Below are 25,035 nucleotides of genomic sequence, written 5' to 3' on the forward strand. Positions count from 1 at the left end.
GCGCGGCGCGCTGCCGTGCCCGATGGCAAGAACCGAGAGAATCGAGAGGAGTGACGAGATGCTGAGCGTCGTGGTCGACCGTCCCAACAGCCTGAACCTGCGCGAGATGCCGCTGCCCGAACCGGCCGCCGGCGAGGTACGCGTGCGCGTGCGCTACGCGGGCATCTGCGGATCGGACCTGCATATCTATCGCGGACACAATCCCTTCGTGTCTTACCCGCGCGTCATCGGCCACGAGTTCGTGGGCCGCGTCGAGTCGGTGGGCACGAGCGTCGATGCCGCGCGCATCGGCGAGCTGGTGGCCGTCGATCCGGTGATCAGTTGCGGGCAATGCCACGCCTGCCGGATCGGGCGACAGAACGTCTGCAGCAAGCTGGTGGTGCTCGGCGTGCATCGCGACGGCGGCTTCAGCGAGTATGTCTGCGCGCCGGCGCGCAACGCCTACCGGATTCCCGAGGGCATCGCCGACAGTTGCGCCGCGATCGTCGAGCCCTTCGCGGTGGCCGCCAACGTGACGGCGCGCACCGGCGTGCTGCCCGAGGATGTCGCGCTGATCTACGGCGCCGGCACGGTCGGACTGACCATCCTGCAGGTGCTCAAGCGCGTGCATGGAATTCGCGCCTTCATCACCGACCGCCTGGACGAGCGGCTCGCGCTGGCGCGCCTCAACGGCGCGGCCGAGGACGAGACCATCAACACCGGCCGCGAGGCGGACCTGGCCGAGGCGCTGGCGCGGCGTGGCGTGGCGGGCGGCCCGACCCTGGTCTTCGATGCGGCCGGCCATCCCGCGATCCTCGAGGAAGCCGTGCGACTCGCCGCGCCGGCGGCGCGCATCGGCCTGCTCGGCTTCTCGTCGACGCCCTCGGCGATCGCGCAGCAGGAGCTGACCAGGAAGGAACTGACGCTGTGCGCGTCGCGGCTCAATTGCGCGATGTTCCCGACCGTGATCGACTGGCTCGAACGCGGGCTGGTGACGCCGGCGTCGATCGTCACGCACAAGCTCGACTTTCGCGAAGTGGGCAGCGCGTTCGAGCTGGCGGAGGGGAATCCGAAGGAGGCTTGCAAGGTGCTGCTGGATTTCGGGGGGTGATACGCAGGGCGCGAGCCCCTCACTCCCCGATCAAATGCACGACCACGTCGCGCTGGTGCGCGGCGCGGCGATGCTCGAACAGGTAGATCCCCTGCCAGGTGCCGAGCACCATGCGGCCCTGCTCGACCGGGATCGACAACTGCACCTGGGTGAGCGCCGTGCGCAGATGCGCGGGCATGTCGTCGAGGCCTTCGTCGTCGTGCTCGTAGCGCGAGGCGTCCTCGGGCGCGATCTCCTCGAAGTAGCGCTCCAGGTCGCGCCGCACCGACGGATCGGCATTCTCCTGGATCAGCAGCGAAGCCGAGGTGTGGCGGCAGAACAGCGTGAGCAGGCCGTTGCGGATCGGCTGCTGCTCGACGAAGGCGCGCACCTGCCGCGTGAATTCGACCAGGCCGCGCCCGCGCGTGGCCACGCCGATATGCTGGATCGCCTGTTTCATGCTCATGATCTCCGCCGCCGTGTTCAGCCGAGCGCGGCGAAGCCTTCGGCCTCGATCTGCGCGGTGCTGGTCGGGCGCACCACGCGCGCGACTTCCACGCCGTCGCGCAGGAACACCAGGGTGGGCCACAGCTTGACGCGGAACGAGCGGCCGAGCGGGCGGCCGGGGCCGTCCTCGATCTTCAGATGACGGATCCCGTCATGGGCCGCGAAGGCTTCGCGGATCGACGGCTGCGCGCCGGCGCAGATCCCGCACCAGTTGGTGCCGAATTCGATCACGGTGGCGCCGGTCAGCGCATCGACGGCTTCGCGCGTGGGCGCGTCGGGCGTATAGGCTTGGGGAGAATTCATCGCGGCTCCGGGGGCAGGGCAGGCATCGGGAAGGATCGGGCGGTGTGCCCGATCGATGTCCTACTCTAGCGGAAAAGCGCGGAGCTTGCGGGGCAGCGAAATTGCCTGCCGACGCGCGGCGGCCGGGCTCAGTCGTCCTTGCGCGGCGGGGCGCAGGAAGCCCGCACCATCAACTCGGCCGACCAGCCGATGCTGGCCACCTCCGCCTGCCCGTCGAGCTGGGCCAGGATCAGGCGCGCGGCCTGCTTGCCGATCTCGGCGCTCGGCACGCGCACGGTGGTGATCGGGATCGGCAGCTCGGCCATCAGCTCGAAATCGTCGAAGCCGATCAGGCTCAGCTGGCTCGGCACGTCGATGCCGATTGCCATCGCCTCCAGCATCGCGCCCATCGCGAACGAGCCGTTGCCGCAGACGATCGCGGTCGGCGGCGGCACCTTCGCCTCCATGATCCGGCGCAGCAGTTGCCGCCCTTCCTTGACGCTCCAGTAGCCTTCCACCTCGTGCGCGGGATGGATAGCGATGCCGCGCTCGGCCAGCGCGTCGCGCACGCCCATCCGGCGAGCGGCCGCGCGGTCGTTGGTGTCGGCGTTCTGCGCGATCATGCCGATCCGTCGATGGCCGAGGTCGAGCAGGTAGTTGGTGCAGTCGTGGAAGGCGCGGTAGTTGTCGACGCCCACGCACACGGTGCCGTGGCGCGGCGGATAGGTGAAGGTGCTGACGCAGGGAATGCGCCGCTGCTCGAGCAGCGGGTACAGCTCGGCATGATGTCCCTCGCCCACCACCACCACCGCGTCCACGCCGCGCTCCAGCATCTTGCGCACCTGCCGGTACTCGCGTTCGAGCTCGTATTCGGAGCAGGCCAGCAGCAGCGTGTAGCCCTCGCCTTCGAGCTCGTCCTGCAGGGTCTGGATCGCGGTGGCGAAGTGCTCGTTGGAGAGCGTGGGCACCACCGCGCCGATCGTGCCGGTGCGCTGCGTGGCCAGGGCGCGCGCGGCCGCGTGCGGCACCCAGCCGAGATGCTTGATCGCCACCTCGATGCGCTCGCGCACGGCGGGCGAGACGATGCCCGGATTGTTGACGAAGCGCGAGACGGTGGCCTTCGAGACGCAGGCGAATTCGGCGACGTCCTTCAGCGTGGCGGCACCGGCGCGCGGCGCCGGTTCGGCGCCCGAGCCCGCGTCGGGTTTGCTGTTGCGCGCGGCCTTTGCCATGTCGATCGCCGGAATGAGAGGGGCGCCCATTATACCGGCCGCCCTCGCCGTTCCCGCCCGCCGGAAAGCCCTGGCGGCGCCGTTTTTCGGCTGGTGTGCGCGACCACGCTTACTGGTTCGACAGCTTCTTCGCCCACTTCATCAGGTGCCGCCCGGCCGCCACCACCTCGCCGCGCTGGTTCACCACCTCCAAGTCGGCCGTGCTGCGCCGTTTCTCCTCGTCGATCTCGGCCACCTTGTAGATCACCGTGACCGTGTCGCCGAGCAGCACCGGGCGGATGAAGCGGATCCGGTCGTAACCGGCCGAGACCGGGAATTCCTCGAGATCGGTGCGATGGATGATGTGCGCGATGCTGATGGTGGAGGCCGTCGACATGTAGCCGACGATCAGCGCTCCATGCGCGATGCGCGTGCCGATCGACGACTTCTCCTGCATGTACTGCTCGTTGATGTGGGTGTCGCTGAAGTCGCCGGTCAAGCCCGCGAACAGCGTCACGTCGGTCTCGCCGACCGTCTTCGCGAAACGGAATTCCTGCCCGATTTCCACGCCCTTGATTGCCATCGTCTGTCTCCTGGATGAGTTGCCCGCCAGGCGAGAACATCTGCCTCGTATTTCTGGCTGGTTGCAAAAATGATACCGGTTACATTGTCGTGAAGTAAACGACGTCCCGTGAAATTTATCAGGAAAAATGGCGTATACGTGAAACCACCAAGATGAAAGATTCGGAATCCATGTCTTAATGAAACCGGTTACACAAGATTCGGCGAAGTGCCTCCCGGCAAGATTGTCGGGGCAGCCCGCCGAGGCACGGAACGATCAGTCAGGAAGGCGACATGGAGAGAATCTCGGCGGCCGAGGCCGCGGCATTGGTACAGGACGGCGACGCGGTGGTGATCAGCGGCTCGGGTGGCGGCCACTCGGTGCCCGAGGCGCTGCTGGCGGCGCTGGAGGCGCGCTGGCTCGACGCGGCGCAGCCGCGCGGCATCACCTCGATCAGCGTGGTGGGGATCGGCGATCGCGCGGCGCTCGGTGCCACGCACCTGGCGCACGAGGGCTTGCTGCGGCGCGCGATCACCGGGGCGCTGGTCGATTCGCCGGGGCTCGTCACGCTGGCGGCCGAGGATCGCATCGAGGCCTACACGCTGCCGCAAGGCGTGCTCTCGCAACTGATGCGCGAGATGGCGGCGGGCCGCCCGGGCCTGATCACCAAGACGGGCCTGCACACCTTCGTCGACCCGCGCCAGCAGGGCGCGCGGCAGAGCCCGCGCACGCCGGCCGATTTCGTCGAACTGATGGAGCTGGACGGCGAGCAATGGCTGCGCTTCAAGCCGCTGCCGCTGAACGTGGCCTTCCTGCGCGGCACCACGGCCGACGAGGACGGCAACGTGACCATGGAGCAGGAAGCCGTGTTCGGCGAGATGCTGGCGATGGCGCAGGCCACGCGCCGCGCCGGCGGCGTCGTGATCGTGCAGGTCAAGCGCATGGCGCGGCGCAATACGCTGCCGCCCAAGCAGGTGAAGATCCCCGGCATCCTGGTCGACTTCGTGGTGGTGGAGCCGGGCCAGCGCCAGACCTACGCGACCGACTACGACCCGAGCTACTCGGGCGAGCTGCGCGTGCCGCTCTCCGATATCGGCCCGCTGCCCTTCGGGCCGCGCAAGGTTATCGTGCGCCGCGCGGCCATGGAGCTGTATCCCGAGGCGGTCTGCAATCTCGGCGCCGGCATCTCCACCGGGCTGTCGACGGTGGCGGCCGAGGAGGGCATCCTCGACGCGGTGGTGCTGACCAACGAGCAGGGGCTGATCGGCGGCGCGCCGATCACCGGCCGCGATTCGGGCGGCGCGCAGAACTACGCGGCGATGATCGACCAGCCCGCGCAGTTCGACTTCTACGACGGCGGCGGCCTCGACCTCGCCTTCCTGTCCTTCGCCGAGGTGGACGCCGAGGGCAACGTCAACATCAGCCGCTTCGGCGACAAGATCGTCGGCGTGGGCGGCTTCATCAACATCAGCCAGAACGCGAGGTGCGTGGTGTTCAGCGGCACGCTGACGGCCGGCGGGCTCGACGTGGGCTGGGAGAACGGCCAGACCGTGATTCGCAGCGAGGGGCGGCACCGCAAGTTCGTGCGCGAGCTGGAGCAGGTCTGCTACAGCGCCGCGTTCGCGCGCGAGCACGGCCACCAGGTGCTGTTCGTGACCGAGCGCGCGGTATTCCGCGTCTCGGAGCAGGGCTTGATGCTGACCGAGATCGCGCCGGGCATCGATCTCGAGCGCGACGTGCTCGGCCAGATGGCCTTCCGTCCCGCCGTCTCGCCGGATCTCAAGGTGATGGATGCGCGGCTGTTCCTGCCGGCGCCGGTCGGCATGCGCGACGAGATCCTGGCGCGCGAGCGGCGCTTCCGCTCGGCGCGCGTGGCGGCCTGGCATGCGGAGCATCGGCGATGAACGGCGCGCAAGGGCAACTGGCTGCGGGCCGCGCGGATGCGGCGCTGATCGATGTCGGGGGCGCGAGCATGCGCGGCGCCGCGATCGACGGCGCGACGCGGCTCTACGCGATCGTCGGCGATCCGGTGGCGCAGGTGCGCTCGCCCGGCGTCTACACGGAAGCCTTCGCGCAGGCCGGGCATAACGCCGTGTTGATCCCGGCCCTGGTGCGGGCCGATCGCTTCGACGAGACGATTCGCGGCCTGATGGCGCTCGGCAATCTCGACGGCCTGCTGGTGACCGCGCCGCACAAGGCGCGCATGGTGCCGTTCGCGGCGCGGCTGTCGGCGCGCGCGTCGGTCGTCGGCGCCGTCAACGCGCTGCGGCGCGAGCGCGACGGAAGCTGGTCCGGCGACATGTTCGATGGCGTCGGCTTCGTGGCCGCGGCGCGCCGGATCGCGCCGCTGGCGGGGCGGCGCGCGCTGCTGTTCGGCTGCGGCGGCGCGGGTGCCGCGATCGCCGCCGAGCTGGCGGCCGACGGCGCGGCCGCGCTGACTCTGGTCGACCCCGACGCGACGCGCGCGCAGCGGCTCGCCACCGAGCTGGCGCGTCACTACCCGCAATGCGAGGTGCGTGCCGGGCGCGGCGACCATGACGAACCAGGCCACGACGTGGTGGTCAACGCCTCGACGGTCGGCATGCGCGACGGCGATCCCCTGCCCGGCGAGCCGGGCTCGATCGACGCGCGTTGCCTGGTGGGCGACGTGGTGCTGCGCCCGGCCGGCTCGCCCACCGCGCTGGTGGCGCGGGCCCTGGCGGCCGGCGCGCGCGTGGTGACCGGCCAGGACATGCACGCCGGCCAGCGCGAGGCGATCCTCGACTTCTTCGCGCCCGCGCCCGCGACCGGCGCCTCGTCGACCCGCAAGCAGGAGGCAGGCTGATGGCGATGCTCGGTCAAGCGGCGGTGCTGATCTGGAACGACGTGCTCGACAGCGCCGAATCCGCCTTCTATGCATGGCACGACAAGGAACACATCCCCGAGCGGCTGGCGCTGCCGGGCTTCCTGCGCGGGCGCCGTTACCGAGGCGACGGCGAGCCGGCCTGGCTGACCGTCTACGAGGCCGAGGATCTCGCGGTGCTGACGAGCCCCGCCTACCTGGAGCGGCTCAATCATCCGACGCCGCTCACGCGCGCCACCGTGCAGGCGTTCCGCAACACCGCGCGCTCGATCTGCCGCGTCGAGCGCAGCGCGGGCGGCAGCACCGGCGGCCATGCGCTGACGCTGCACCTGCCCGCCGGGCTCGCACTCGATGTCGAGGCCCTGTTCGCGCGGTTGCTCGGCATGACGGGCGTGCTGGCCGCGCATCTGCTGACGGCCGACGAGGCGGCCAGCCGCATCGACACGGCCGAATCGCGTCAGCGCGCCTTCGTGGTGCCGGCGCGCGTGCTGATGGTCGAGGCTTCGACGCTGGCGGCCGCGCAGGCTGCGCTCGACCTGCTGGTCGAAGCGGCGGGCGCGGCGGGCGGCGATGCCGCGCGCGTGGCGACGGCGGCCGGCGCCGGCATCTACGCGCTGGAAATCAGCCGCCTGCCGGCGCGCGACCCGCTTTGACATGGCGCCCGGCTCGCGGCCGGGCGCGCGAATCCCCATCACGACATTGAGGAATACAGAATGAAATTGCTGCGATACGGCCCGCGAGGCCAGGAAAAACCGGGGCTGCTCGATCGCGACGGCCGCCTGCGCGACCTGTCCGCGATCTGCGAGGACTACACGCCGGCCTTCTTCGCGGGCGGCGGCATTGAGCGCCTGCGCGGCGTCGATCCGCAAACGCTGCCGCTGGTGGCGGGCGAGCCGCGCATCGGCGCCTGCATCGCGCAGCCGGGCAACTTTATCGCGATCGGGCTGAACTACGTGCAGCACGCGATCGAGACCGACGCGCCGATCCCCGCCGAGCCGATCCTGTTCAACAAGGCGCCATCCTGCCTGTCGGGGCCCTACGACCCGGTGATCCTGCCGAAGGGTTCGCGCAAATGCGATTGGGAAGTCGAGATCGCGATGGTGATCGGCAAGCCGGCGCTCTACGTCGACGAGGCCGACGCGCTCGACCACGTGGCGGGCTACTGCGTCTGCAACGACGTGTCCGAGCGCGAAATGCAGCTCGAGCACGGCGGCCAGTGGGTCAAGGGCAAGATGTTTCCGAGCTTCGGCCCGCTCGGCCCCTGGCTGGTCACGACCGACGAGGCCGGCGACGCGCAGGACCTGGGCCTCTGGCTCGAGCTGAACGGCCGGCGCGTCCAGGATTCGTCGACCTCGGACATGATCTTCACGCTGGCGAGGATCGTCTCCTACGCGAGCCGGCACGTGCTGCTGCAACCCGGCGATGTGATCACCACCGGCACGCCGCCCGGCGTGGGCCTGGGCATGAAGCCCGAGCAGTACCTGAAGCCCGGCGACGTGATGGAGCTGGGCGTGGCCGGGCTCGGCGTGCAGAAGCAGACCGTGCTGGCCTGGGAGGATTCGCCGTTCGCGAGGACTAAGGCGGGCGGACACGGCGCCTGAATCGAGTCCCCCGAGCGGCAAGCAGGAAGTCGTGGCAAGCAGCAGGAAGCAGTAGCGAGGCAGGCCGGGAGCCGGCGCGATGGCGCCGGCCATCCCGCCCGCCCGAGATCGAGATCAATCATGGAGACCCGGCAATGGACAAGCGGTTGAACGACGGGCACGGCCCGCGGAGGAGCGCGTCATGAGAACCACGGAAGCGGCACGGTCGCAGCCCGTGACGGAGAGGAAGCAGGCCTGGTATCGCGACATCACCTGGGCGCAATGGCGCGTGCTGATCGCGGCCTGGGGCGTGTGGGTGATGGATGCGGTCGACTTTCTCGCCATCACCTTCGTGTTGCGCGATATCGCCGGCGAGTTCCATGTCGGGCTCGAGGCGGCCTCGCTGCTGCTGTTCGCCACCTACGGCGTGCGCTGGCTCGGCGGCCTGCTGTTTGGCAGCCTGAGCGACCGGATCGGTCGCAAGATTCCGCTGGTGATCACCCTGGCGTGGTTCACCGGCGGCGCGGTGCTGACCGGGCTGTCGTGGAATTTCGCCGTGCTCGCCGTATTCCGGCTGCTGCTAGGCTTCGGCATGGCGCCCGGCTTCTCGCTGGGCGCGACCATGGTGGCCGAGTCCTGGCCCGAGAAGTACCGCTCGATCGGCATCGGCATCCTCGATACCGGCTGGGGGCTCGGCGCGATCGGCGCGGCGATCGCCTACGACCTGGTCTACCCGGCCTTCGGCTGGCGCGCGATGTTCTTCGTCGGCGTGATCCCGGCCATCCTGCTGGGGCTGTTCATCCTGTTCTGCGTGCCCGAGTCGGAAGCGTTCCGGCGCGGCGGGCGGCCGGCGCGCGTGCCGCTGCGCGACAACCCGGCGGTGCTGCTGTTCCGCCGCTACCCGAAGCGCGTGGCCTACCTGGCGCTGCTGATGCTGGTGCTCTGCTTCGGCTCCTGGCCGTTCCAGGGCCTGTTTCCGACCTACCTGAAGTCGCTGTCGTTCTCACCGGCCCTGATCACCGTGCTGACCATGACCTCGGCCTGCGGGCAGGTGATCGGCTTCTTCGCCTCGGGCTTCATCGCTGAGCGGATCGGGCGGCGCTGGGGCATCGGCCTGATGATCGGGATCGGCTCGCTGTGCGTGGCCGCGCTGGTCTACAGCGTCCACCTGTTCTGGCTGGCCGAGCTGTTCGCGTTCCTGAGCGGCTTCTTCCTGGTGGGCTCCTCGGGCATCTGGGGCACCATCCTGACCGAGAACCTGCCGCGCGACGTGCGGGCGTCCGGCGTGGGCTTCCTGTACAACGTCGGCGTGATCGGCGGGGGGCTCGCGCCCTACATCGTGCTGTCGACCGTGAAGGCGGCCGCGATGCCGATCGCGCTCGGCATCGCCGGCTTCAGCGTGGTGGCCGCGCTGCTGGCCATGGCGATCCTGCTGCGCGTGCACGAGACCCGCGGCATGCGGCTCGAGGAGATCGACGCGGGGCTGGCCGAGTAGACGGCGCTGCCGCGATCGGGCCGCGCCAGCGGCGGCGGGCAGCTTGCCGCCGCCGCTTTGCTTTTTGGTGGGGGTGGATTCGAATAAAGTTATTGGATAAAAAAGGAGCCAATGCGCCTGAGTCAACACAGGTAAGGAATCAGGCGGTAAACAAGCTTCGAAAATGTGGATTGATGTCAATCCACGCTGATTGACGCCCGCGCCTCCATCCGCTTACATACGCCCATCCGCGCCGCGGCCCGCCATCGGCCGCGCGCTCCTTACCGGAAACGCGTATGGCCCGAATCATTGGCGGCATCGCCGCCTCCCACACCCCGACGATCGGTTTCGCCTTCGACAAGAACAAGCGCGACGATCCCGTCTGGGCGCCGATCTTCGAGAACTTCGCGCCGCTCGCGGCCTGGATCGAGGAGAAGCGGCCCGACGTGCTGCTGATGATCTACAACGATCACGCCACCTCGTTCTTCTTCGACCATTACTCGGCGTTCGCGCTCGGCGTCGGCCCGCGATGGGAAGTGGCCGACGAGGGCGGCGGCGCGCGCGCCCTGCCGCCGATCGAGGGGCACCCGGCGCTGGCCGCGCATATCGGCCGCTCGCTGACGGCCGACGAGTTCGACCTGTCGTTCTTCCAGAACAAGCCGCTCGACCATGGCTGCTTCTCGCCGCTGTCGATGCTGTGCCCGAACCGGCCGAGCTGGCCGGTGCAGCTGGTGCCGCTGCAGATGGGCGTGCTGCAGTTGCCGATGCCGAGCGCGCGGCGCTTCTACAAGCTCGGGCAGGCGCTGCGCCGCGCCGTCGAGAGCTACCCGGAAGACCTGCGGGTGGCGATCGTGGCGACCGGCGGGCTGTCTCACCAGGTTCATGGCGAGCGCGCCGGCTTCAACAACACCGCCTGGGACCAGCGTTTCCTCGACCTGTTCGAGCACGATCCCGAGCAACTGGCGAACATGACGCTGGCCGACTACGCGCGGCTGGGCGGCTACGAGGGCGCCGAGGTGGTGATGTGGCTGACCATGCGCGGCGCGCTGCCGGCCCAGGTTCAGTGCCGCCAGCGCGGCTACTACCTGCCCTCGATGGCCGGCATCGCCACGGCGATCTACGAAGGCGCCGGGGACGAGCCGGATGCGGTGCAGGCCGCGCGCCATCGCGCCCGCATCGCGGCCGAACTGGACGGCATCGAGCAGTTGGAGGGCACCTATCCGTTCTCGATCGAGACGGCGGTGCGCGCCTGGCGCATCAACGACTTCCTGCATCGCATGATCGAGCCCGCGCATCGCGAGGCCTTCCTGGCCGATCCCGAGCGCAGCTTCGAGGCCGCCGGCCTCAGCGAGGAGGAGCGCGACCTGGTCCGGCGGCGCGACTGGCGCGGCCTGCTCCATTACGGCGTGATCTTCTTCATGCTGGAGAAGCTCGGCGCGGTGAGCGGCATCTCGAACCTGCATATCTACGCGGCCATGCGCGGCGAGACGCTGGACACGTTCCAGCGCACCCGCAACGCGCCGGGCGCGCTGTACTCGGTGGCCGGCAAGGGCGCCGGCGCGCTGGCCTGGGACCGGCAGGCCGGCGACGCGCAAGCGGACGCGCTGCAGGGCAGGACGAGCCGCGGCGACAACTGAATGCTTGATCGCCGCGGTCCGGCATGACGTCGTGCCGGATCGCGGCGAAACCCGAACCATCCATCAGGATTGCAAATGATCATCGATATCCACGGGCATTACACCACCGCGCCGAAGGCGCTCGAAACCTGGCGCAACCGTCAGGTGGCCGCGTTCAACGAGGGCGGCGCGATGCCGGCCGTCTCGGAGCTGCGGATCAGCGACGACGAGCTGCGCGAGTCGATCGAGACCAACCAGCTCAAGAAGATGCGCGAGCGCGGCATCGACCTGACGATCTTCAGTCCGCGTGCCAGCTTCATGGCGCATCACATCGGCGATCTCGCGGTGTCCAGCACCTGGGCCGCGATCTGCAACGAGCTCTGCTACCGCGTCAGCCGGTTGTTCCCCGAGAACTTCGTGCCGGCCGCGATGCTGCCGCAAAGCCCCGGCGTCGACGTCTCGACCTGCGTGGACGAGCTGGTGAAGTGCGTCGAGCAATACGGCAACGTGGCGATCAACCTCAACCCGGATCCCTCGGGCGGCCACTGGACCAGCCCGCCGCTGTCCGATCGCTACTGGTACCCGATCTACGAGAAGATGGTCGAGTACGACATCCCGGCGATGATCCACGTCAGCACCAGTTGCAACGCCTGCTTCCACACCACCGGCGCGCACTACCTGAACGCCGATACCACGGCCTTCATGCAGTGCCTGACCTCGGACCTGTTCCACGATTTCCCGACGCTGAAGTTCGTGATCCCGCACGGCGGCGGCGCGGTGCCCTATCACTGGGGCCGTTTCCGCGGGCTCGCGCAGGAGCTGAAGAAGCCGCTGCTCGACGAGCACCTGCTCAACAACGTGTTCTTCGACACCTGCGTCTACCACCAGCCCGGCATCGACCTGCTGACCAACGTGATCCCGGTGGCCAACATCCTGTTCGCCAGCGAGATGATCGGCGCGGTGCGCGGCATCGATCCGGAAACGGGCCATGCCTTCGACGACACCAAGCGCTATATCGAGGCGGCGGCGATCAGCGCCGAGGACCGCTACAACATCTACGAAGGCAATGCGCGGCGCGTCTATGCGCGGCTCGGCGCGGCACTCGAGCAAAAGGGGCTCTGATCATGTATGAACTCGGCGTGGTATATCGCAACATCGAACGCGCGGACGCGAGCGTCGCGCAACGGCTCGGCGAACTCGGCACGGCCACCGTGCACGAGGCCATGGGGCGCGTCGGCCTGTTCAATCCGGTGATGCGGCCGGTCTATCCGCATGCGCGCGCGTCCGGCACCGCCGTGACGGTGCTGCTGCATCCCGGCGACAACTGGATGATGCACGTGGTGGCCGAGCAGATTCGCCCGGGCGACATCGTGATCGCGGCCGTGACGGCCGAATGCACCGACGGTTATTTCGGCGACCTGCTGGCCACCAGCTTCCGCGCGCGCGGCGCCACCGGCCTGGTGATCGATGCCGGCGTGCGCGACGTGGCGACGCTCGAGGAAATGGGCTTCCCGGTCTGGAGCAAGGCGATCTCGGCGAAGGGCACCATCAAGGCCACGCTCGGCTCGGTCAACGTGCCGGTGGTTTGCGCGGGCGCCTATGTGACGCCGGGCGACGTGGTGGTGGCCGATGCCGACGGCGTGGTCTGCGTGCCGCGCCCGATCGCCGCCGAGGTGCTCGACAAGGCGCTGGCGCGCGAGGCCAACGAGGCCGCCAAGCGCGAGAAGCTCGCCTCGGGCGTGCTCGGCCTCGACATGTACGCGATGCGCGAGCCGCTCGCCAAGGCCGGGCTGCGTTATGTCGACTGAGGATGGGCTGAGCCTGATCTCGTCGATGGCGACGCGGCAGTTGCTGGCGCGGCTGGCCGAGGACTACTGGGCCGCGACGGGGCAGGCCATGACGATCGAGTCGGTGGGCGGCGTCGACGCGGCGCGGCGCGTGGCCGACGGCGAAGCCTTCGATCTGGTGGTGCTGGCCGACGCGGCGCTGGTGAAGCTGGCCGCGGGCGGCCATCTCGACGGCGCCGGCCGCGTGGCGATCGCGCGTTCTGAAGTGGCGGTGGCGGTGCGCGAGGATGCACCGCATCCGGCCATCGACAGCGGCGCGGCCGTGCGCGAGGCGGTGCTGCGGGCGCGCTCGATCGGCTATTCGACCGGGCCGAGCGGCACGCACCTGGAGGCGTTGTTCGCGCAATGGGGCATCGCCGAGACGATCGCCTCGCGCATCGTGCGCGCCCGGCCGGGCGTGCCGGTGGCCGCGCTGATCGCGGCGGGCGAGGTCGAGCTGGGTTTCCAGCAGCGCAGCGAGCTGCTCGACCAGCCCGGCATCGCGATCGTCGGGCCGCTGCCCGACGAGGTGCAGGCCGTGACCGTGTTCGCCGGCGCTGTCGGCAGCCTTTGCACGCGGCGCGAGGCCGCCGCGGCCTTCCTGGCCTTCCTCGCCTCGCCCCAAGCCGCGGCCGCCAAGCTCGCCTGCGGGATGTCGCCGGCCTGAGCCGGGCCCGATCTCGATCTCAGTCGCGCGGCCGGCTCGCGATCGCGCGGATCGTCTCGAACAGGGCAGCGGCCGGCGGCGAGGCCAGCACGCCGACGCGCCGGATGATGCCGATCGGCCGCGCGGTGCCGGCCAGCTCGATCGGCAGCGCCTTCACCTCGCCGCTGCGCAGCTCGCGCGTCATCTGGCCTTGCGAGACCACCGCCAGCATCGTCGAGCGCGCCAGCAGGCCGCGCACGATCATCGAATCGCCGGTCTCGACGCTGGGTACCGGCTCGGCCTGGGCCGCCGTCGCGAAGGCGGCGGCGAGCAGCGCGCGCGAGGGCGTGTCGCGGCGCGGCAGGATCCATTGGTGGCCGGCCAGCGCGGCCAGCGAGACGCGCCGTTTGGCGGCCAGCGGATGATGGCTGCCGACGATGATCGCCAGCGGCTCGGCGAACAGCTCGTGGACTTCCAGGTCGGTGGCATAACGCGCATCGCGCAGCGCGCCGACGATGAAATCGAGGCTGCCCGCGCGCAGCGCCGCGCAGAGATCGTCGAAGGGGCTCTCGACCGTGCTGACCTGCACGCCCGGCTCGGCCGCCACCAGTTGCGCGATCGCCTCGGGCAGCAGCGAGGAGCGCGACAGCGGCAGCGCGCCCACCGCCACCTCGCCGGCCAGCGTGCCGTGGGCCGCCGCGATGTCGCTGGCGAGCCGCGCCAGGTCGTTCAGCGCGTGGCGCGTGGTCTGGCCCAGCGCGACCGCGCGCGGCGTGGGCGTCAGGCCGCGCGCGGTGCGCAGGAACAGCTTGTCCTGCGCGCATTCCTCCAGCAGCGAGATCGCGGCGCTTACCGCCGGCTGGCTCACGCCCACCTGGCTGGCCACGGTCGGCATGTGGCGCGAGCGCAGCAGCCGGCAGAAGATATCCAGCCGCTTGTTGTTCAGCACGGCGGCCGGCACGTTGCGGTAGAGATCGTCGGCCTGCGCCTCGGCGCTCTTCCTGCGCCCCCATGTCGACAGGTCGCGCATCACCGAGCGCACGCGCGGCAGGATCGCCTCGGCCGCGGGCGTGAGCACCACGCCGGCCGGCGTGCGCTGGAACAGCGTCGTGTCGAGGCTGCCTTCGAGTTCATGGATCGCGCGCGTGATCGCCGACTGCACGCGAAACAGCTGGCGCGAGGCGCCGGCCAGGCTGCCGGTGTCGATCACGGCGAGGAAGGTGCGGAGGTGGCCGAGGTTGGGGGGCATGGACGGAACCAGGGGACGGTGAGGCGTTCGCGAGCCATGCTACACGAGCCGTGCAGGAGGCAGGTGGGGTGGGCGCGTTGGAGGGGCGAAAGCGTTCGCGGTGGCGGTGGCGCCAGCGAGACGAGGGCGGCGGCGCCCGCCAGCAGGAACACGCCGATGAACGGCCGGATGCCTGCCTGGACGCCGGCTGTGAAGATGTTGGGGGCTTCGAGCGCGCGTGTCGGTTTCATGACAGGCTGGCAAACAGCATGTTGGACCGGGTTTGTCACGGAAACGCGCCCGAGTGCATCGACCTCGCATCGCGCTACGCGAGTTCGACCGATTCCGATGCCAGGTCCTCGCCTTGCCGGCCGGCTTCGCGCCGGTAGGCGCTGGGCGCCACGCCGGTCACGCGCTTGAACGCGCTGCTGAAGGCACTTTCCGAGGCATAACCGAGCCGCTCGGCGAGCACTGCCACGCTCGCCTGCTCGTCGGCCAGCGCGCGCTTGGCCAGGCGCATGCGCCATTGCGTGAGCCAGGCCAGCGGCGGGATGCCGGCCACCTCGCGAAAGTGAACCGCGAACGCGGTGCGCGACATGGCGGCGGCCGCGGCCAGCTCCTCGAGGCGCCAGGCCCGCGCCGGCTCGCCGTGCATCAGCCGCAGCGCCGGCGCCAGCCGCGCGTCGCCGATCGCGCGCAGCCAGCCGGGGGAGAGCTCGGTGTCGCGCGCCAGGTGGGCGCGCAGGATCTCGATGAACATCATCTGCGAGAGATGGGTGCAGGCCAGGCTGCTGCCCAGCGCGCCGGCCTCCAGTTCGCGCACCAGGCGCGCCAGCAGCCACTGCAGCACGGCCGCCTGCTCGGAGCGGCCGTCGATGTGGATCAGCGGCGGCAGCACCTCCAGCAGCAGCGAGCCGTTGACGGGATCGAGCCGCACGTGGCCGCCGATCTGCCGGCAGTCGAGCCCGTCGCCGATGGTGGCCGAGCGCGTCGCGGCGCTGCCGGGGAACAGTTGCCGCGCGTCCACCGGCGGCGCGGCGGCCTCGCTCGCGAGCACGAAGCCATGCTGTCCCGAGAGCAGGAAGATGTCGCCGGACTCGACGCGCAGCGGCTCGGCCCAGCCGTCGATCAGCAGCCAGCAGCCGCCCTTCACCAGCGCGAAGAACTTGATCTTGTCCGGCTTCGGGAAGCGGATCGCCCAGCGGCCGCCGGCCGAGAAACCGCCCGCCACCACCGGGTTCGCGCTGACCAGGCGCAGCATGTCCGACAGCAGGTCCTCGGTGATTCCTGAACGCATGCGATGGTTTCCTGAACTTTCGACCATTCATCGTACAGGACTTGCCGCCTACACTGGGCCCACCTGTCCTTCATGAGGTTTTGCCATGTCGAACCAGCAACAGCCCATCGGCTCCGGATTCGGAGCCGCTTCCACGGCCGGCGAGGTGATCGCCGGCATCGACCTGTCGGGCGCCACCGCGGTGGTGACCGGCGGTTATTCGGGGCTCGGCCTCGAGACCGTGCGCGTGCTGCGCGAGGCCGGCGCCCGGGTGATCGTGCCGGCGCGCGACGTCGAACGCGCACGCTCGGCGCTGGCCGGCATCGACGCGCAGGTGCGCGCGATGGACCTGCTCGATCCCGCTTCGATCGCGGCCTTCGCCGCCTCGGTGGCGGCCGACACGCCCGCGCTGCGGATCCTCGTCAACAGCGCCGGCATCATGGCCGTGCCCGAGCTGCGGCGCGACGCGCGCGGCTACGAGATCCAGTTCGCCACCAACCATCTCGGCCATTTCCAGCTGACCACCGCGCTGCTGCCGCTGCTGCGCGCGGCGCGCGGCGCGCGCGTGGTATCGGTGTCCTCGCTCGGCCATCGCTACGCCGATGTCTCGCTCGACGATCCGAACTTCGAGCGGCGCGACTATCACCCGTTCTCGGCCTATGGACAGTCGAAGACGGCCAATATCCTGTTCGCGGTCGAGCTCGACCGGCGCGAGCGCGAGCATGGCGTGCGCACCTTCTCGCTGCATCCGGGCAGCATCGTCGAGACGGGGCTGGGCAAGCACGTCACGCGCGAGCAACTGATCGAGGCCGGCGTGCTCGATGCACAGGGGCAGCCGATCCGCGATCCGTCGCGGCAGTTGAAGACGGTCGGGCAGGGCGCGGCCACCCAGGTCTGGTGCGCCACCAGCCCGAAGCTCGACGGGCTGGGCGGGCTCTATTGCGAGAACGTCGATGTCGCGCCGCTGCGCGACGAGTCACCGCGCGAGATCGAGATGGCCGACGCGATGCGGATCCGGGGCGTCTCGCCTTACGCGGTCGACCCGGTGCATGCAAGGGCGCTGTGGACGCTCAGCGAGCAGTTGCTGGCGCGCTGAGACCGGGAAGGGAGGTGAGGAGCCGGGGCGGCATGTCGATGATCGCCGAGGCCGAGCCACCCGGGCTTCGGCAAGCCGCGTCGCCGCAACCCGGCGGCGCGGCTTGCCTTTGAAGCGCGCTCAGCTCGATCGCGCGCCGGCGGCCGCGGCCGAATCGCCCGCGCCGGCGCGGCTTCGCGCGGCCGCCATGGCCGGCTTGCCGCCCAGCTCGTTGAGCGGCGTGCGATAGGTCTCGCGCGCGGTCCAGGCCGCCAGCGCGGCCAGCGCCGTGATTACCAGCGTGGTGGTGCCGATCAGCATGGGGATGTTCTGCGTGCCCGGCGGCGCGATCGCGGCGAACAGCGAGGGCAGCAGCGCGGTCAGCGCCATGCCGATGTTCTGGCCGATCGACATCGCCGAGACGCGCGTGCGGGTCGGGAACAGCTCCGGCATGAAGCTCGGGAATACGGCATTGAAGCCCTGGTAGATCACGCCCCACATCAGCACCGAGGTGACGATCGCCAGCGGCGCGTTGTGCGCGCTGATCGCGTAGAGATAGACATAGGACAGCAGCCCCGCGCCGAGCGAGCCGACCACCACCGGGATGCGCCGGCCGATCCGGTCCGACAGCCTGCCGACATAGGGAATCACGATCACGGCGACGATATTGCCGATCAGCGGGATCGCGAGATAGATGTCGGGCGCGAAGCCGATGCCGTAGGCGGGCTGCACCGCGTAGGCCGCGCCGAAGATGGTGGCGACCATCGCGATCACGGCCGCGGTGGCCATCACCGCGATGCGGATCATGTCGCGCCAGCTTTCGCGGAAGGCCACCGCGATCGGCGAGGCCGGGATGCCGCCTTGGTTGTCTTCATTGACGAAGGCGGGCGACTCCGACACGTTGCGGCGGATCACGAAACCGGCCGCCAGCACCAGCGCGCTGAGCAGGAAGGGAATGCGCCAGCCCCAGGCCACGAAGGTGTCGTGCGACATCCAATAAGCCAGCGGCATGAAGATCGCGGCGGCGAAGATCTGGCCCGCCTGGGTGCCCTGCAGCGCGAAGCTCGCGTAATAACCGCGTTTGCCGAACGGCGCCTGCTCCAGGATCATCGAGCTCGCGCCCGAGATCTCGCCGGCCACCGCGAAACCCTGCACCAGGCGCAGCAGCACCAGCAGGATCGGCGCGGCGATGCCGATCTGCCCGTAGGTGGGCAGCAGGCCCACCGCGAAGGTCGAGGCGCCCATCAGGAACATGCAGAGCAGCAGCAGGTGCTTGCGACCGTGCGTGTCACCGCGCCGGCCCAGCAGGAAGCCGCCGATCGGGCGCGCCACGTAGCCCACGCCGTAGGTGGCCAGCGAGGCGACGATCGCCAGCTTGGGGTTGCCGTGCGGGAAGAACAGTTGCGGGAACACCATCGCCGCGGCCTGCGCGTAGATGAAGAAGTCGTAGTATTCCAGCGCCGAGCCGATCCAGCCGCTCGCCGTGGCGCGCCGGGTCTGCCCGGCGCTGGGTGTGGATGTGATGTGTCGGTCGTTCATCGATCCGGTCTCCTGATTAATATTGGAATGTCATCCTGGTGGATGAAGGCGTCCCGGCTCGCCTTGGGCGGCCAGGTTGTGCCGCTCAGACCTCCAGCGGCGTGACGTTCATGAACGCGCCCAGATTGCCGAACTGCGCCAGCGCCATCTCGGCGCCGGTCTGGATCGGGCAGCCGGCGCGACGCGCCAGGTCGAGAAAGGGCGTGACCTCGGGCGCGGTGACCACGTCGGCCACCAGCGTGGCGGGGCGCAGCGTGGCGAGCGTGATCGCTTCCAGCGGCAGCGGCGCGTAACCTTCCATGCCGGCCGGCGAGGCGTTCGCCACCAGCTCGAACGGCGCCAGCGTATCGAAGTGCGGCTCGATCTCGGTGCCGGGATGATGCCGGGCCAGCAGCTCGCGCAGGCGGCGCGCGCGCGGCGCGTCGATGTCGACCACCGTCACTGCCGCCGCGCCCTGCTCGCAGAGCGCCCAGGCGATCGCGCTGCCCACCCCGCCCGCGCCGATCACCAGCGCCCGCGCGCCGGCCGGCTCGAAGCCGTGGCCGCGCGCGGCGTTGAGGAAGCCGTCGCCGTCGACGTTGTCGCCCACCAGCCTGCCGTCCGCCTCGCGACGGATCACGTTGACACAGCCCAGCGCCTCGGCGCGCAGGCTCAGCGCGTCCAGGCGCGGCGCTACCTGCTGCTTGTAGGGCACCGTGACCACGCAGCCGCGCAGGTTGCGCCAGGCGCGCATCGCGTCGATGAAGTGATCGAGCGAGCCGCCATCGAGGTCGATCGGGATCATCGAGGCATCCTTGCCGTGCCGCTCGAACCAGCCGTTGAAGTTCTGCGGCGATTTCACCTGGGCGATGGGGGAGCCGACGATGGCCACCAGTTCGGTCGTACCGCGAATCATTGAGGTGCACCGGAATCCATGAGGAACATGGCGCTTATGGTGCGACCGGCGCCCTGGCGGCAGCAACGGCGAAGAATCGAAAATATTGCGATGAGCGAATCGGCATTGCGATAATCGCATTGCCGTAGCGACTTCGTGCCTGCCCCTGAATAATCCTCTGATGAAACAACCCCTCATCCATGAACGCGACCTGATCGCGGGATTGCAGAAAGGGCTCGCCCTGATCCTGCTGTTCAACGACCAGACGCCGCGGCTGACGGTGCCCGAGGCGGCCGCCCGCGCCGGCCTGAGCACCAGCGCGGCACGGCGCTTCCTGCTGACCCTGGTGCATGACGGCTACGCGGAAACCGATGGCCGCTACTACTGGCTGACCGCCAAGAACCTGCGGATCGGCCAGGCTTACGTGGAATCGGCGCGGCTGCCGCGCATGATGCGGCCGATCGTCGAGAAGGTGGCGGCGGAGACGCGCGAGCATGTATCGGTGGCCGTGCGCGACGGCGACGAGGTGGTGCATATCGTGCGCAGCCGCGTGATGAACGTGTCCTCGCTGTCGATGCGGCAGGGTTGGCGGCTGCCGATGTACTGCACCGGCAGCGGCCGGCTGTGGCTGGCCTCGCTGAGCGATGAGGAGGTGGATGCCTACCTGGCGCGCGTCGACCGGCAGGCGTTGACGCCCTACACGCGCACCGGTATCGCCGAGATCAAGGCCGTGATCTCGGCGATCCGCGAGCAGGGTTACGCGGAGCTGGACCAGGAATACGAGGTCGGCATGCGCATCCTCGGCGTGCCGCTGACGGATCGCCATGGACAGATGCGCGCGAGCCTGACCATCACCACGCAGGTGTCCTCGCTGTCGCTCGCGGAGATCCGCGAGCGTTACCTGCGATTTCTCTATGAAGGGCAGGCGCTGCTGCGGCCGATCATGGATACCTGAAGCGGGGGCGGTCGGGCTTACTTCCGCTCGAACACCTCATTGAGCTTCCCGCCCGCCGGAATCCCCGCGAAACCATCGAAGCGTCCCTCCACCAGCGCCTGCGTGGCGGCCATGAAGCCGCCCCAGGCCGCGCGCGCCAGCGCCCCGCCGACGCTCACGCGCCGCACGCCGAGCGCGGCCAGGTCGGCCAGCGTGAATTCGAGCGGCGTGCCGACCAGCACGTTGACGGGTTTGGGCGCCACCGCCATCACCACCGCCTCGATCTGCCCGCGCGTGCGGATGCCGGGCGCGTAGAGACAATCGGCGCCGGCCGCCGAATAGGCGCGCAGCCGCGCGATCGCGTCGTCCAGGTCGGGCGGACCGGCGAAGAAGTTCTCGGCGCGCGCCACCAGCAGCGTATCGCCGCCCCTGGCATCGATCGCGCGCCGCGCGGCGGCCACGCGCTCCACCGCCACCTCGATCGGGAACAGCGAGCCGCTCGCGTCGCCCGTCGAATCCTCGATCGACAGGCCCGCCACGCCGGTCTCCACCGCCAGCCCGACGCTCTGCGCGACATCCTCGGGCGTGGCGCCGAAGCCGTTCTCGAAGTCGGCATTCACCGGCAAGTCGGTGGCCTGCACGATCGCGCGCAGGTGGGCGAGCACGGCCTCGCGCGACAGCGTGTTGTCGGCATGCGCCTGCGACCAGGCGAAACCGGAGCTGGTGGTGGCCAGCGCCTGGAAGCCGGCGGCCTCCAGGTAGCGCGCGGTGCCGGCGTCCCAGGGATTGGGCAGCAGGAAACAGCCGCTTTCGTGGAGTTGGCGGAACGCGGCGCGTTTTTCGGCGATGGTGCGGGGCATGGCTCGCTGTCCTTTGCGGCGCGGGGCCGCGTGGTGGGCCGCGCACGCAAGGCGGCGCGCGCGGCGGGTCGGGCATCGGAATTGCGTCCTGGCGCGTCGCGCGGATCAGCGCCTGCGGAGGTGGCCGGCACGACGCGCCTCGATTGTCGCTGCAACCCTCATACGATTACAATCGTCGACACTCCCGAGCCGCATGCAGAACGTAGCGCCATCGCGTCGGCCTGTGAAGCACCCGCGGCAAGCCATGTCGTATGCCGCGCCGGCCGAAGATCCTTCCCACCCTATCCGAGAGGAACAGGTACCCCGATGAGATCGTCTCCCCTGCATCCGCCGCGCCTGGCAGCCTGCGCGCTGTTCGCGGCAGGCCTGCTGGCCGCCTCGCTCGCGCCGGCCGCCACGCTGAGCCAGGCGCCTTACGGCACCACCCAGGACGGCAAGCCCGTCACCGAGTACACGCTGAGGAACGCGCGCGGCACCACCGTCAAGCTGATCAACTACGGCGGCGTGATCACCGCGATCGAGGTACCGGACCGGCATGGCAAGTCCGCCAATATCGTGCTCGGCTTCGCCTCGCTGAAGGATTACGAGGCCTATAACGGCAACATCCATTTCGGCGCCCTGATCGGCCGCTACGCGAACCGCATCGCCGGCGGCCAGTTCCAGCTCGACGGCCAGACCTACAAGCTGCCGATCAACAACGCGCCCAACACGCTGCACGGCGGGCCCGACAGTTTCGATTCGAAGGTCTGGAGCGCGAAGCCGCTCGACGGCGGCAAGGATGGCGCGGGCGTCGAACTGAGCTACGTGAGCCCCGACGGCGAGAACGGCTTTCCCGGCACGCTGACGGTTCACGTTACCTACCGGCTCACCGACGACAACGCGCTGCATATCGTCTACGAGGCGAGCACCGACAAGGACACGGTGGTCAACCTGACCAACCACACCTACTTCAACCTGGCCGGCGAGGGCAGCGGCAGCGTGGAGGACCAGGAGATCCGCATCGCGGCCTCGCGCTACACGCCGACCGATCGGACCTCGATCCCCACCGGCGAACTGGCCTCGGTGGAAGGCACGCCGCTGGACCTGCGCAAGCCCACGCCGATCGGCAAGCACCTGCGTTCCGATTTCGAGCAGATGGTGTATGCGCGCGGCTACGACCACAACTGGGTGCTCGACGCGGGCGGCCCGAGCACGCCGGCCTTTGCCGCCAGCGTGCGCGATCCGCGCAGCGGCCGTGTGCTGAGCGTGGATACCACGCAGCCGGGGCTGCAGTTCTACTCGGCGAATTCGCTGGACGGCAGCGCGGTGGGCGCCTCGGGCCATGCTTACCGGCAGACCGATGCGTTCGCGCTCGAGGCCGAGCATTTCCCCGATTCGCCGAATCATCCGGCGTTTCCGACCACGGAGCTGAAGCCGGGGCAGACGCTGCACGAGGAAACCGTGCTGCGTTTTTCGGTGGCGGGGCGGAAGCGATAGGGCGGTGGCGGTATCGCCACGGCGTCGCGTGTCCATCGGCACGCGACGCCGTTTTCGTTTACGCGGCCAGCCGCACTTCGTGGCGCGCCACGGCGGTCGCCTCGTCGGCCAGCGCCAGCTTCACCGAGGCACGCGCCTCGATGCGCTCGAGATAGGCACGCAGGTGATGGAGGTGGTCCAGATTCACGCCCGAACGCTCGTGCCACATGGTTGCCCAGACATAGGCATCGGCCACCGTGAAGCGATCGCCGGTGAGATAGGCGCGACCGTCGGCGAGCCGTGCGTCGAGCGTGCCGTAGGCGCTCAGCAGCTTGCCGGTATGGAAGGCGATGCCTTCGGGCGTCATCAGCTTGCGCATCAGCGGGATGTGCTTCTGCGCGATCTCGGTGGCGATGAAGGTCAGCAACTGGTCCATCTTCACGCGCTCCATGGTGCCATGGCGCGGAATCAGGCCCGCTTCCGGATGCTGGTCGGCCAGGTAGGAGGCGATCACGATGGTTTCGGTCAGACGCTCGCCTTCGGTCTCGAGCACGGGCACGTAGAGCAGGGCATTGACGTCGGCGAAGCTGCCGTCCTCCGACAGCGTCTTGCCGAGCACGTCGAAGTGCACCAGTTCGGGCGACAGGCCCAGTTCGTTGGCGACGGCCTGGACGGCCAGGGAACAGGTGGCTTTCGCGATATAGAGCTTCATGGTTTCCGCCTTGCAGATGAGGTTGGGTGATGCGGCCTTGCCGGCTCGCGGCCGGCGTCTTGCCGGTGGAATGCAGTATCGCGAGAGTCGATGCGGCGATAAACGACGCGGGATGCGCCGCTCTGTAGCGCGAAGGGAGACAATCGGCGCGCCTCGCGGGCGGGGCGCTCGATGGCGGCGGCGCGCGATTGTCGCCGGCATGGCGACGCTGTGCGCACCGTCGCGGCGTTGATCCGCGTGGGGCCGGCACGCAGAATGGCGCAGCCCGCGCTATTGCTGCATCGCGCTGGTGGTGATGCTGCCGCTGGGCTTCATCGGCGCCGAAGGCGCTCGACGAGTTGGACAAGGGGCTGCTGATGATCGGCCCGTCGGCGCAGGTCGACGACGACGACGGGGACGAGAGCGGGGCGGCGCGCGCCAAGCCGGTTCGCGTCACGCGCGGATCGCCGATTGACTACAATGCCGGGCAGGTTGCGATGCCGGGGCCGCGCCACAGGAGCGCGGCCTTCGGCGTTTCGAACGCATCGCCGAGCCGAGGCCGCAGGATGAACGAACGCATGGATGCCCCGCTGAATGAAATCGCCGTGTTCGTGGCCGTCGCGCAGACGGGCAGCTTCACGCGCGCCGCCGAACAGATCGGCAGCAGCAAGTCGAATGTCGGCAAGGCCGTGCAGCGCCTGGAGGCGCGGCTCGGCACGCGGCTGTTCCAGCGCACCACGCGCGCGGTGCGACTGACCGAGGACGGCGAAACCTACCTGGTGGCCGCCCAGGACGCGCTCGACGGCCTGCGCGAGGCCGAGCAGCAACTCGCCTCGCGGCGCTCCGAGCCGGCCGGGCGCGTGCGCATCGACCTGCCGGCCGGCTTCGGCCGCCTGCTGCTGCCGAGCTTCAACGCGCTGCGCGCCCGCTATCCGAAGATCACGCTGGAACTGGCGCTGACGGACCGCATGTCGGATCCGATCGGCGAGGGCTGGGACGTGGTGGTGCGCATCGGCGTGCTGCCCGACGACAGCGAGCTGACCGTGCGCAAGCTCTGCGACCTGCGGCTCGGGCTCTATGCCTCGCCCGACTATCTCGCGCGACGCGGCGCCGTCGAGGACATCGCAGCGCTGGCCGGTCACGATGCGATCGTGTTTCGCGGCCCTTCCGGGCGGTTGCGCGGCTGGTCGCTGCGCGAGGGTAACGCGTCGCGCGAGTACGCGGCCCAGCCGGTGCTGGTGGTCAGCGACGGGCAGGCGCTGGTGGAGGCTGCCTTGTCGGGCTTCGGCATCGCTCAGATCCACGATCGCGTCGCCAGCGGCCACGTGAAGGCAGGCCGCCTCGTGCATGTGCTGCCGCAATGCGACGTAGACGGCCCGCCGGTGCACGCGATCATCTCGCTGGGCCAGAAGATGGCGGCGAAGACGCGCGCCGTGGTCAACCACCTGGCCGACGTGCTGCGCGAGGACGCCGTCTGAGCGAACGCGA

General features: G+C 69.6%; 24 protein-coding genes. 14 read left to right on the plus strand and 10 right to left on the minus strand.

Annotation, left to right across the window (positions count from 1 at the left end):
- Positions 1–58 precede the first annotated feature (58 nt).
- Complete coding sequence (locus FB600_RS06910) at positions 59–1,090, plus strand: Zn-dependent oxidoreductase (RefSeq protein WP_145756423.1); 1,032 nt, start codon at positions 59–61, stop codon at positions 1,088–1,090.
- A 19-nt stretch (positions 1,091–1,109) separates the two neighbouring features.
- Here FB600_RS06910 and FB600_RS06915 read toward each other — a convergent pair whose 3' ends face one another.
- The 4 genes from FB600_RS06915 to FB600_RS06930 form a co-directional block, all read right to left on the minus strand.
- The gene (locus tag FB600_RS06915; RefSeq protein WP_025097424.1) at positions 1,110–1,529 is read right to left on the minus strand and encodes a secondary thiamine-phosphate synthase enzyme YjbQ; all 420 of its coding nucleotides are present in this window, start codon (positions 1,527–1,529) and stop codon (positions 1,110–1,112) included.
- 23 nt (positions 1,530–1,552) lie between these two features.
- Positions 1,553–1,879 (minus strand): thioredoxin family protein, encoded by a 327-nt coding sequence (locus FB600_RS06920; RefSeq protein ID WP_013688977.1) that lies wholly within the window; start codon positions 1,877–1,879, stop codon positions 1,553–1,555.
- 128 nt (positions 1,880–2,007) lie between these two features.
- The gene (locus FB600_RS06925) at positions 2,008–3,090 is read right to left on the minus strand and encodes a LacI family DNA-binding transcriptional regulator (protein WP_013688978.1); all 1,083 of its coding nucleotides are present in this window, start codon (positions 3,088–3,090) and stop codon (positions 2,008–2,010) included.
- A gap of 109 nt (positions 3,091–3,199) precedes the next feature.
- Positions 3,200–3,652 carry a MaoC family dehydratase gene (locus FB600_RS06930; RefSeq protein ID WP_145756424.1) on the minus strand — a complete coding sequence of 151 codons (453 nt, stop codon included), beginning with the start codon at positions 3,650–3,652 and terminating at the stop codon, positions 3,200–3,202.
- Positions 3,653–3,924: 272 nt separating this feature from the next.
- Between FB600_RS06930 and FB600_RS06935 the strand changes: the two genes are divergently transcribed.
- The 9 genes from FB600_RS06935 (at position 3,925) to FB600_RS06975 (ending at position 13,636) form a co-directional block, all read left to right on the plus strand.
- Positions 3,925–5,535: an acyl CoA:acetate/3-ketoacid CoA transferase gene (locus tag FB600_RS06935; protein ID WP_046575979.1), complete on the plus strand. Its 1,611-nt coding sequence runs from the start codon at positions 3,925–3,927 to the stop codon at positions 5,533–5,535.
- A complete protein-coding gene (locus tag FB600_RS06940) occupies positions 5,532–6,455 on the plus strand; it encodes a shikimate dehydrogenase family protein (protein WP_096752286.1) in 924 nt (307 codons plus the stop codon). Before FB600_RS06935 ends, FB600_RS06940 begins: the two co-directional genes overlap by 4 nt.
- Positions 6,455–7,126 (plus strand): DUF4286 family protein, encoded by a 672-nt coding sequence (locus tag FB600_RS06945; protein ID WP_145756425.1) that lies wholly within the window; start codon positions 6,455–6,457, stop codon positions 7,124–7,126. The genes FB600_RS06940 and FB600_RS06945 overlap by 1 nt, the downstream gene beginning before the upstream one ends.
- A 60-nt stretch (positions 7,127–7,186) precedes the next feature.
- Positions 7,187–8,074, plus strand: a complete 888-nt coding sequence (locus tag FB600_RS06950; RefSeq protein WP_096752288.1) for a fumarylacetoacetate hydrolase family protein — start codon at positions 7,187–7,189, stop codon at positions 8,072–8,074.
- A 181-nt stretch (positions 8,075–8,255) separates the two neighbouring features.
- Positions 8,256–9,548 carry an MFS transporter gene (locus FB600_RS06955; RefSeq protein ID WP_261383349.1) on the plus strand — a complete coding sequence of 431 codons (1,293 nt, stop codon included), beginning with the start codon at positions 8,256–8,258 and terminating at the stop codon, positions 9,546–9,548.
- Positions 9,549–9,823: 275 nt separating this feature from the next.
- Entirely contained in the window at positions 9,824–11,164 is a 1,341-nt protein-coding gene (locus FB600_RS06960) for a gallate dioxygenase (RefSeq protein ID WP_145756427.1), read from the plus strand.
- A gap of 75 nt (positions 11,165–11,239) precedes the next feature.
- Complete coding sequence (locus FB600_RS06965; protein WP_145756428.1) at positions 11,240–12,265, plus strand: amidohydrolase family protein; 1,026 nt, start codon at positions 11,240–11,242, stop codon at positions 12,263–12,265.
- A 2-nt stretch (positions 12,266–12,267) separates the two neighbouring features.
- A complete protein-coding gene (gene ligK, locus FB600_RS06970) occupies positions 12,268–12,951 on the plus strand; it encodes a 4-carboxy-4-hydroxy-2-oxoadipate aldolase/oxaloacetate decarboxylase (RefSeq protein ID WP_096752292.1) in 684 nt (227 codons plus the stop codon).
- Positions 12,941–13,636 (plus strand): substrate-binding domain-containing protein, encoded by a 696-nt coding sequence (locus FB600_RS06975; RefSeq protein ID WP_145756429.1) that lies wholly within the window; start codon positions 12,941–12,943, stop codon positions 13,634–13,636. Before ligK ends, FB600_RS06975 begins: the two co-directional genes overlap by 11 nt.
- 19 nt (positions 13,637–13,655) lie before the next feature.
- On the opposite strand, the gene FB600_RS06980 is transcribed toward FB600_RS06975, so the two are convergent.
- Positions 13,656–14,864, minus strand: coding sequence for a LysR family transcriptional regulator (locus tag FB600_RS06980; protein WP_096752294.1), 1,209 nt, complete (start codon positions 14,862–14,864; stop codon positions 13,656–13,658).
- A 304-nt stretch (positions 14,865–15,168) separates the two neighbouring features.
- Entirely contained in the window at positions 15,169–16,140 is a 972-nt protein-coding gene (locus FB600_RS06985) for an AraC family transcriptional regulator (RefSeq protein ID WP_145756430.1), read from the minus strand.
- Positions 16,141–16,225: 85 nt separating this feature from the next.
- Between FB600_RS06985 and FB600_RS06990 the strand changes: the two genes are divergently transcribed.
- Complete coding sequence (locus tag FB600_RS06990; protein ID WP_145756431.1) at positions 16,226–17,215, plus strand: SDR family NAD(P)-dependent oxidoreductase; 990 nt, start codon at positions 16,226–16,228, stop codon at positions 17,213–17,215.
- Between the two features lie 120 nt (positions 17,216–17,335).
- On the opposite strand, the gene FB600_RS06995 is transcribed toward FB600_RS06990, so the two are convergent.
- Together FB600_RS06995 and FB600_RS07000 are read right to left on the minus strand one after the other, a co-directional pair.
- Positions 17,336–18,733, minus strand: a complete 1,398-nt coding sequence (locus FB600_RS06995) for an MFS transporter (protein WP_060005859.1) — start codon at positions 18,731–18,733, stop codon at positions 17,336–17,338.
- 85 nt (positions 18,734–18,818) lie between these two features.
- A complete protein-coding gene (locus tag FB600_RS07000) occupies positions 18,819–19,628 on the minus strand; it encodes a shikimate dehydrogenase family protein (protein WP_096752297.1) in 810 nt (269 codons plus the stop codon).
- 160 nt (positions 19,629–19,788) lie between these two features.
- Between FB600_RS07000 and FB600_RS07005 the strand changes: the two genes are divergently transcribed.
- The gene (locus FB600_RS07005) at positions 19,789–20,562 is read left to right on the plus strand and encodes an IclR family transcriptional regulator C-terminal domain-containing protein (RefSeq protein ID WP_046576010.1); all 774 of its coding nucleotides are present in this window, start codon (positions 19,789–19,791) and stop codon (positions 20,560–20,562) included.
- Positions 20,563–20,579: 17 nt separating this feature from the next.
- Here FB600_RS07005 and FB600_RS07010 read toward each other — a convergent pair whose 3' ends face one another.
- Entirely contained in the window at positions 20,580–21,401 is an 822-nt protein-coding gene (locus FB600_RS07010; RefSeq protein WP_046576013.1) for an oxaloacetate decarboxylase, read from the minus strand.
- 306 nt (positions 21,402–21,707) lie between these two features.
- On the opposite strand from FB600_RS07010, the gene FB600_RS07015 reads away from it, so the two are divergent.
- Positions 21,708–22,877: an aldose epimerase family protein gene (locus tag FB600_RS07015; protein ID WP_046576015.1), complete on the plus strand. Its 1,170-nt coding sequence runs from the start codon at positions 21,708–21,710 to the stop codon at positions 22,875–22,877.
- 58 nt (positions 22,878–22,935) lie between these two features.
- On the opposite strand, the gene FB600_RS07020 is transcribed toward FB600_RS07015, so the two are convergent.
- A complete protein-coding gene (locus tag FB600_RS07020) occupies positions 22,936–23,568 on the minus strand; it encodes a glutathione S-transferase family protein (RefSeq protein ID WP_060005864.1) in 633 nt (210 codons plus the stop codon).
- A gap of 545 nt (positions 23,569–24,113) precedes the next feature.
- Here FB600_RS07020 and FB600_RS07025 point away from each other — a divergent pair.
- On the plus strand, positions 24,114–25,025 hold the full coding sequence (locus FB600_RS07025; protein ID WP_046576405.1) for a LysR family transcriptional regulator: 912 nt from the start codon (positions 24,114–24,116) through the stop codon (positions 25,023–25,025).
- The last annotated feature ends 10 nt before the right edge of the window (positions 25,026–25,035 follow it).

The organism is Burkholderia sp. SJZ089 (genome assembly GCF_007828315.1).
Classification (GTDB): domain Bacteria; phylum Pseudomonadota; class Gammaproteobacteria; order Burkholderiales; family Burkholderiaceae; genus Burkholderia; species Burkholderia gladioli.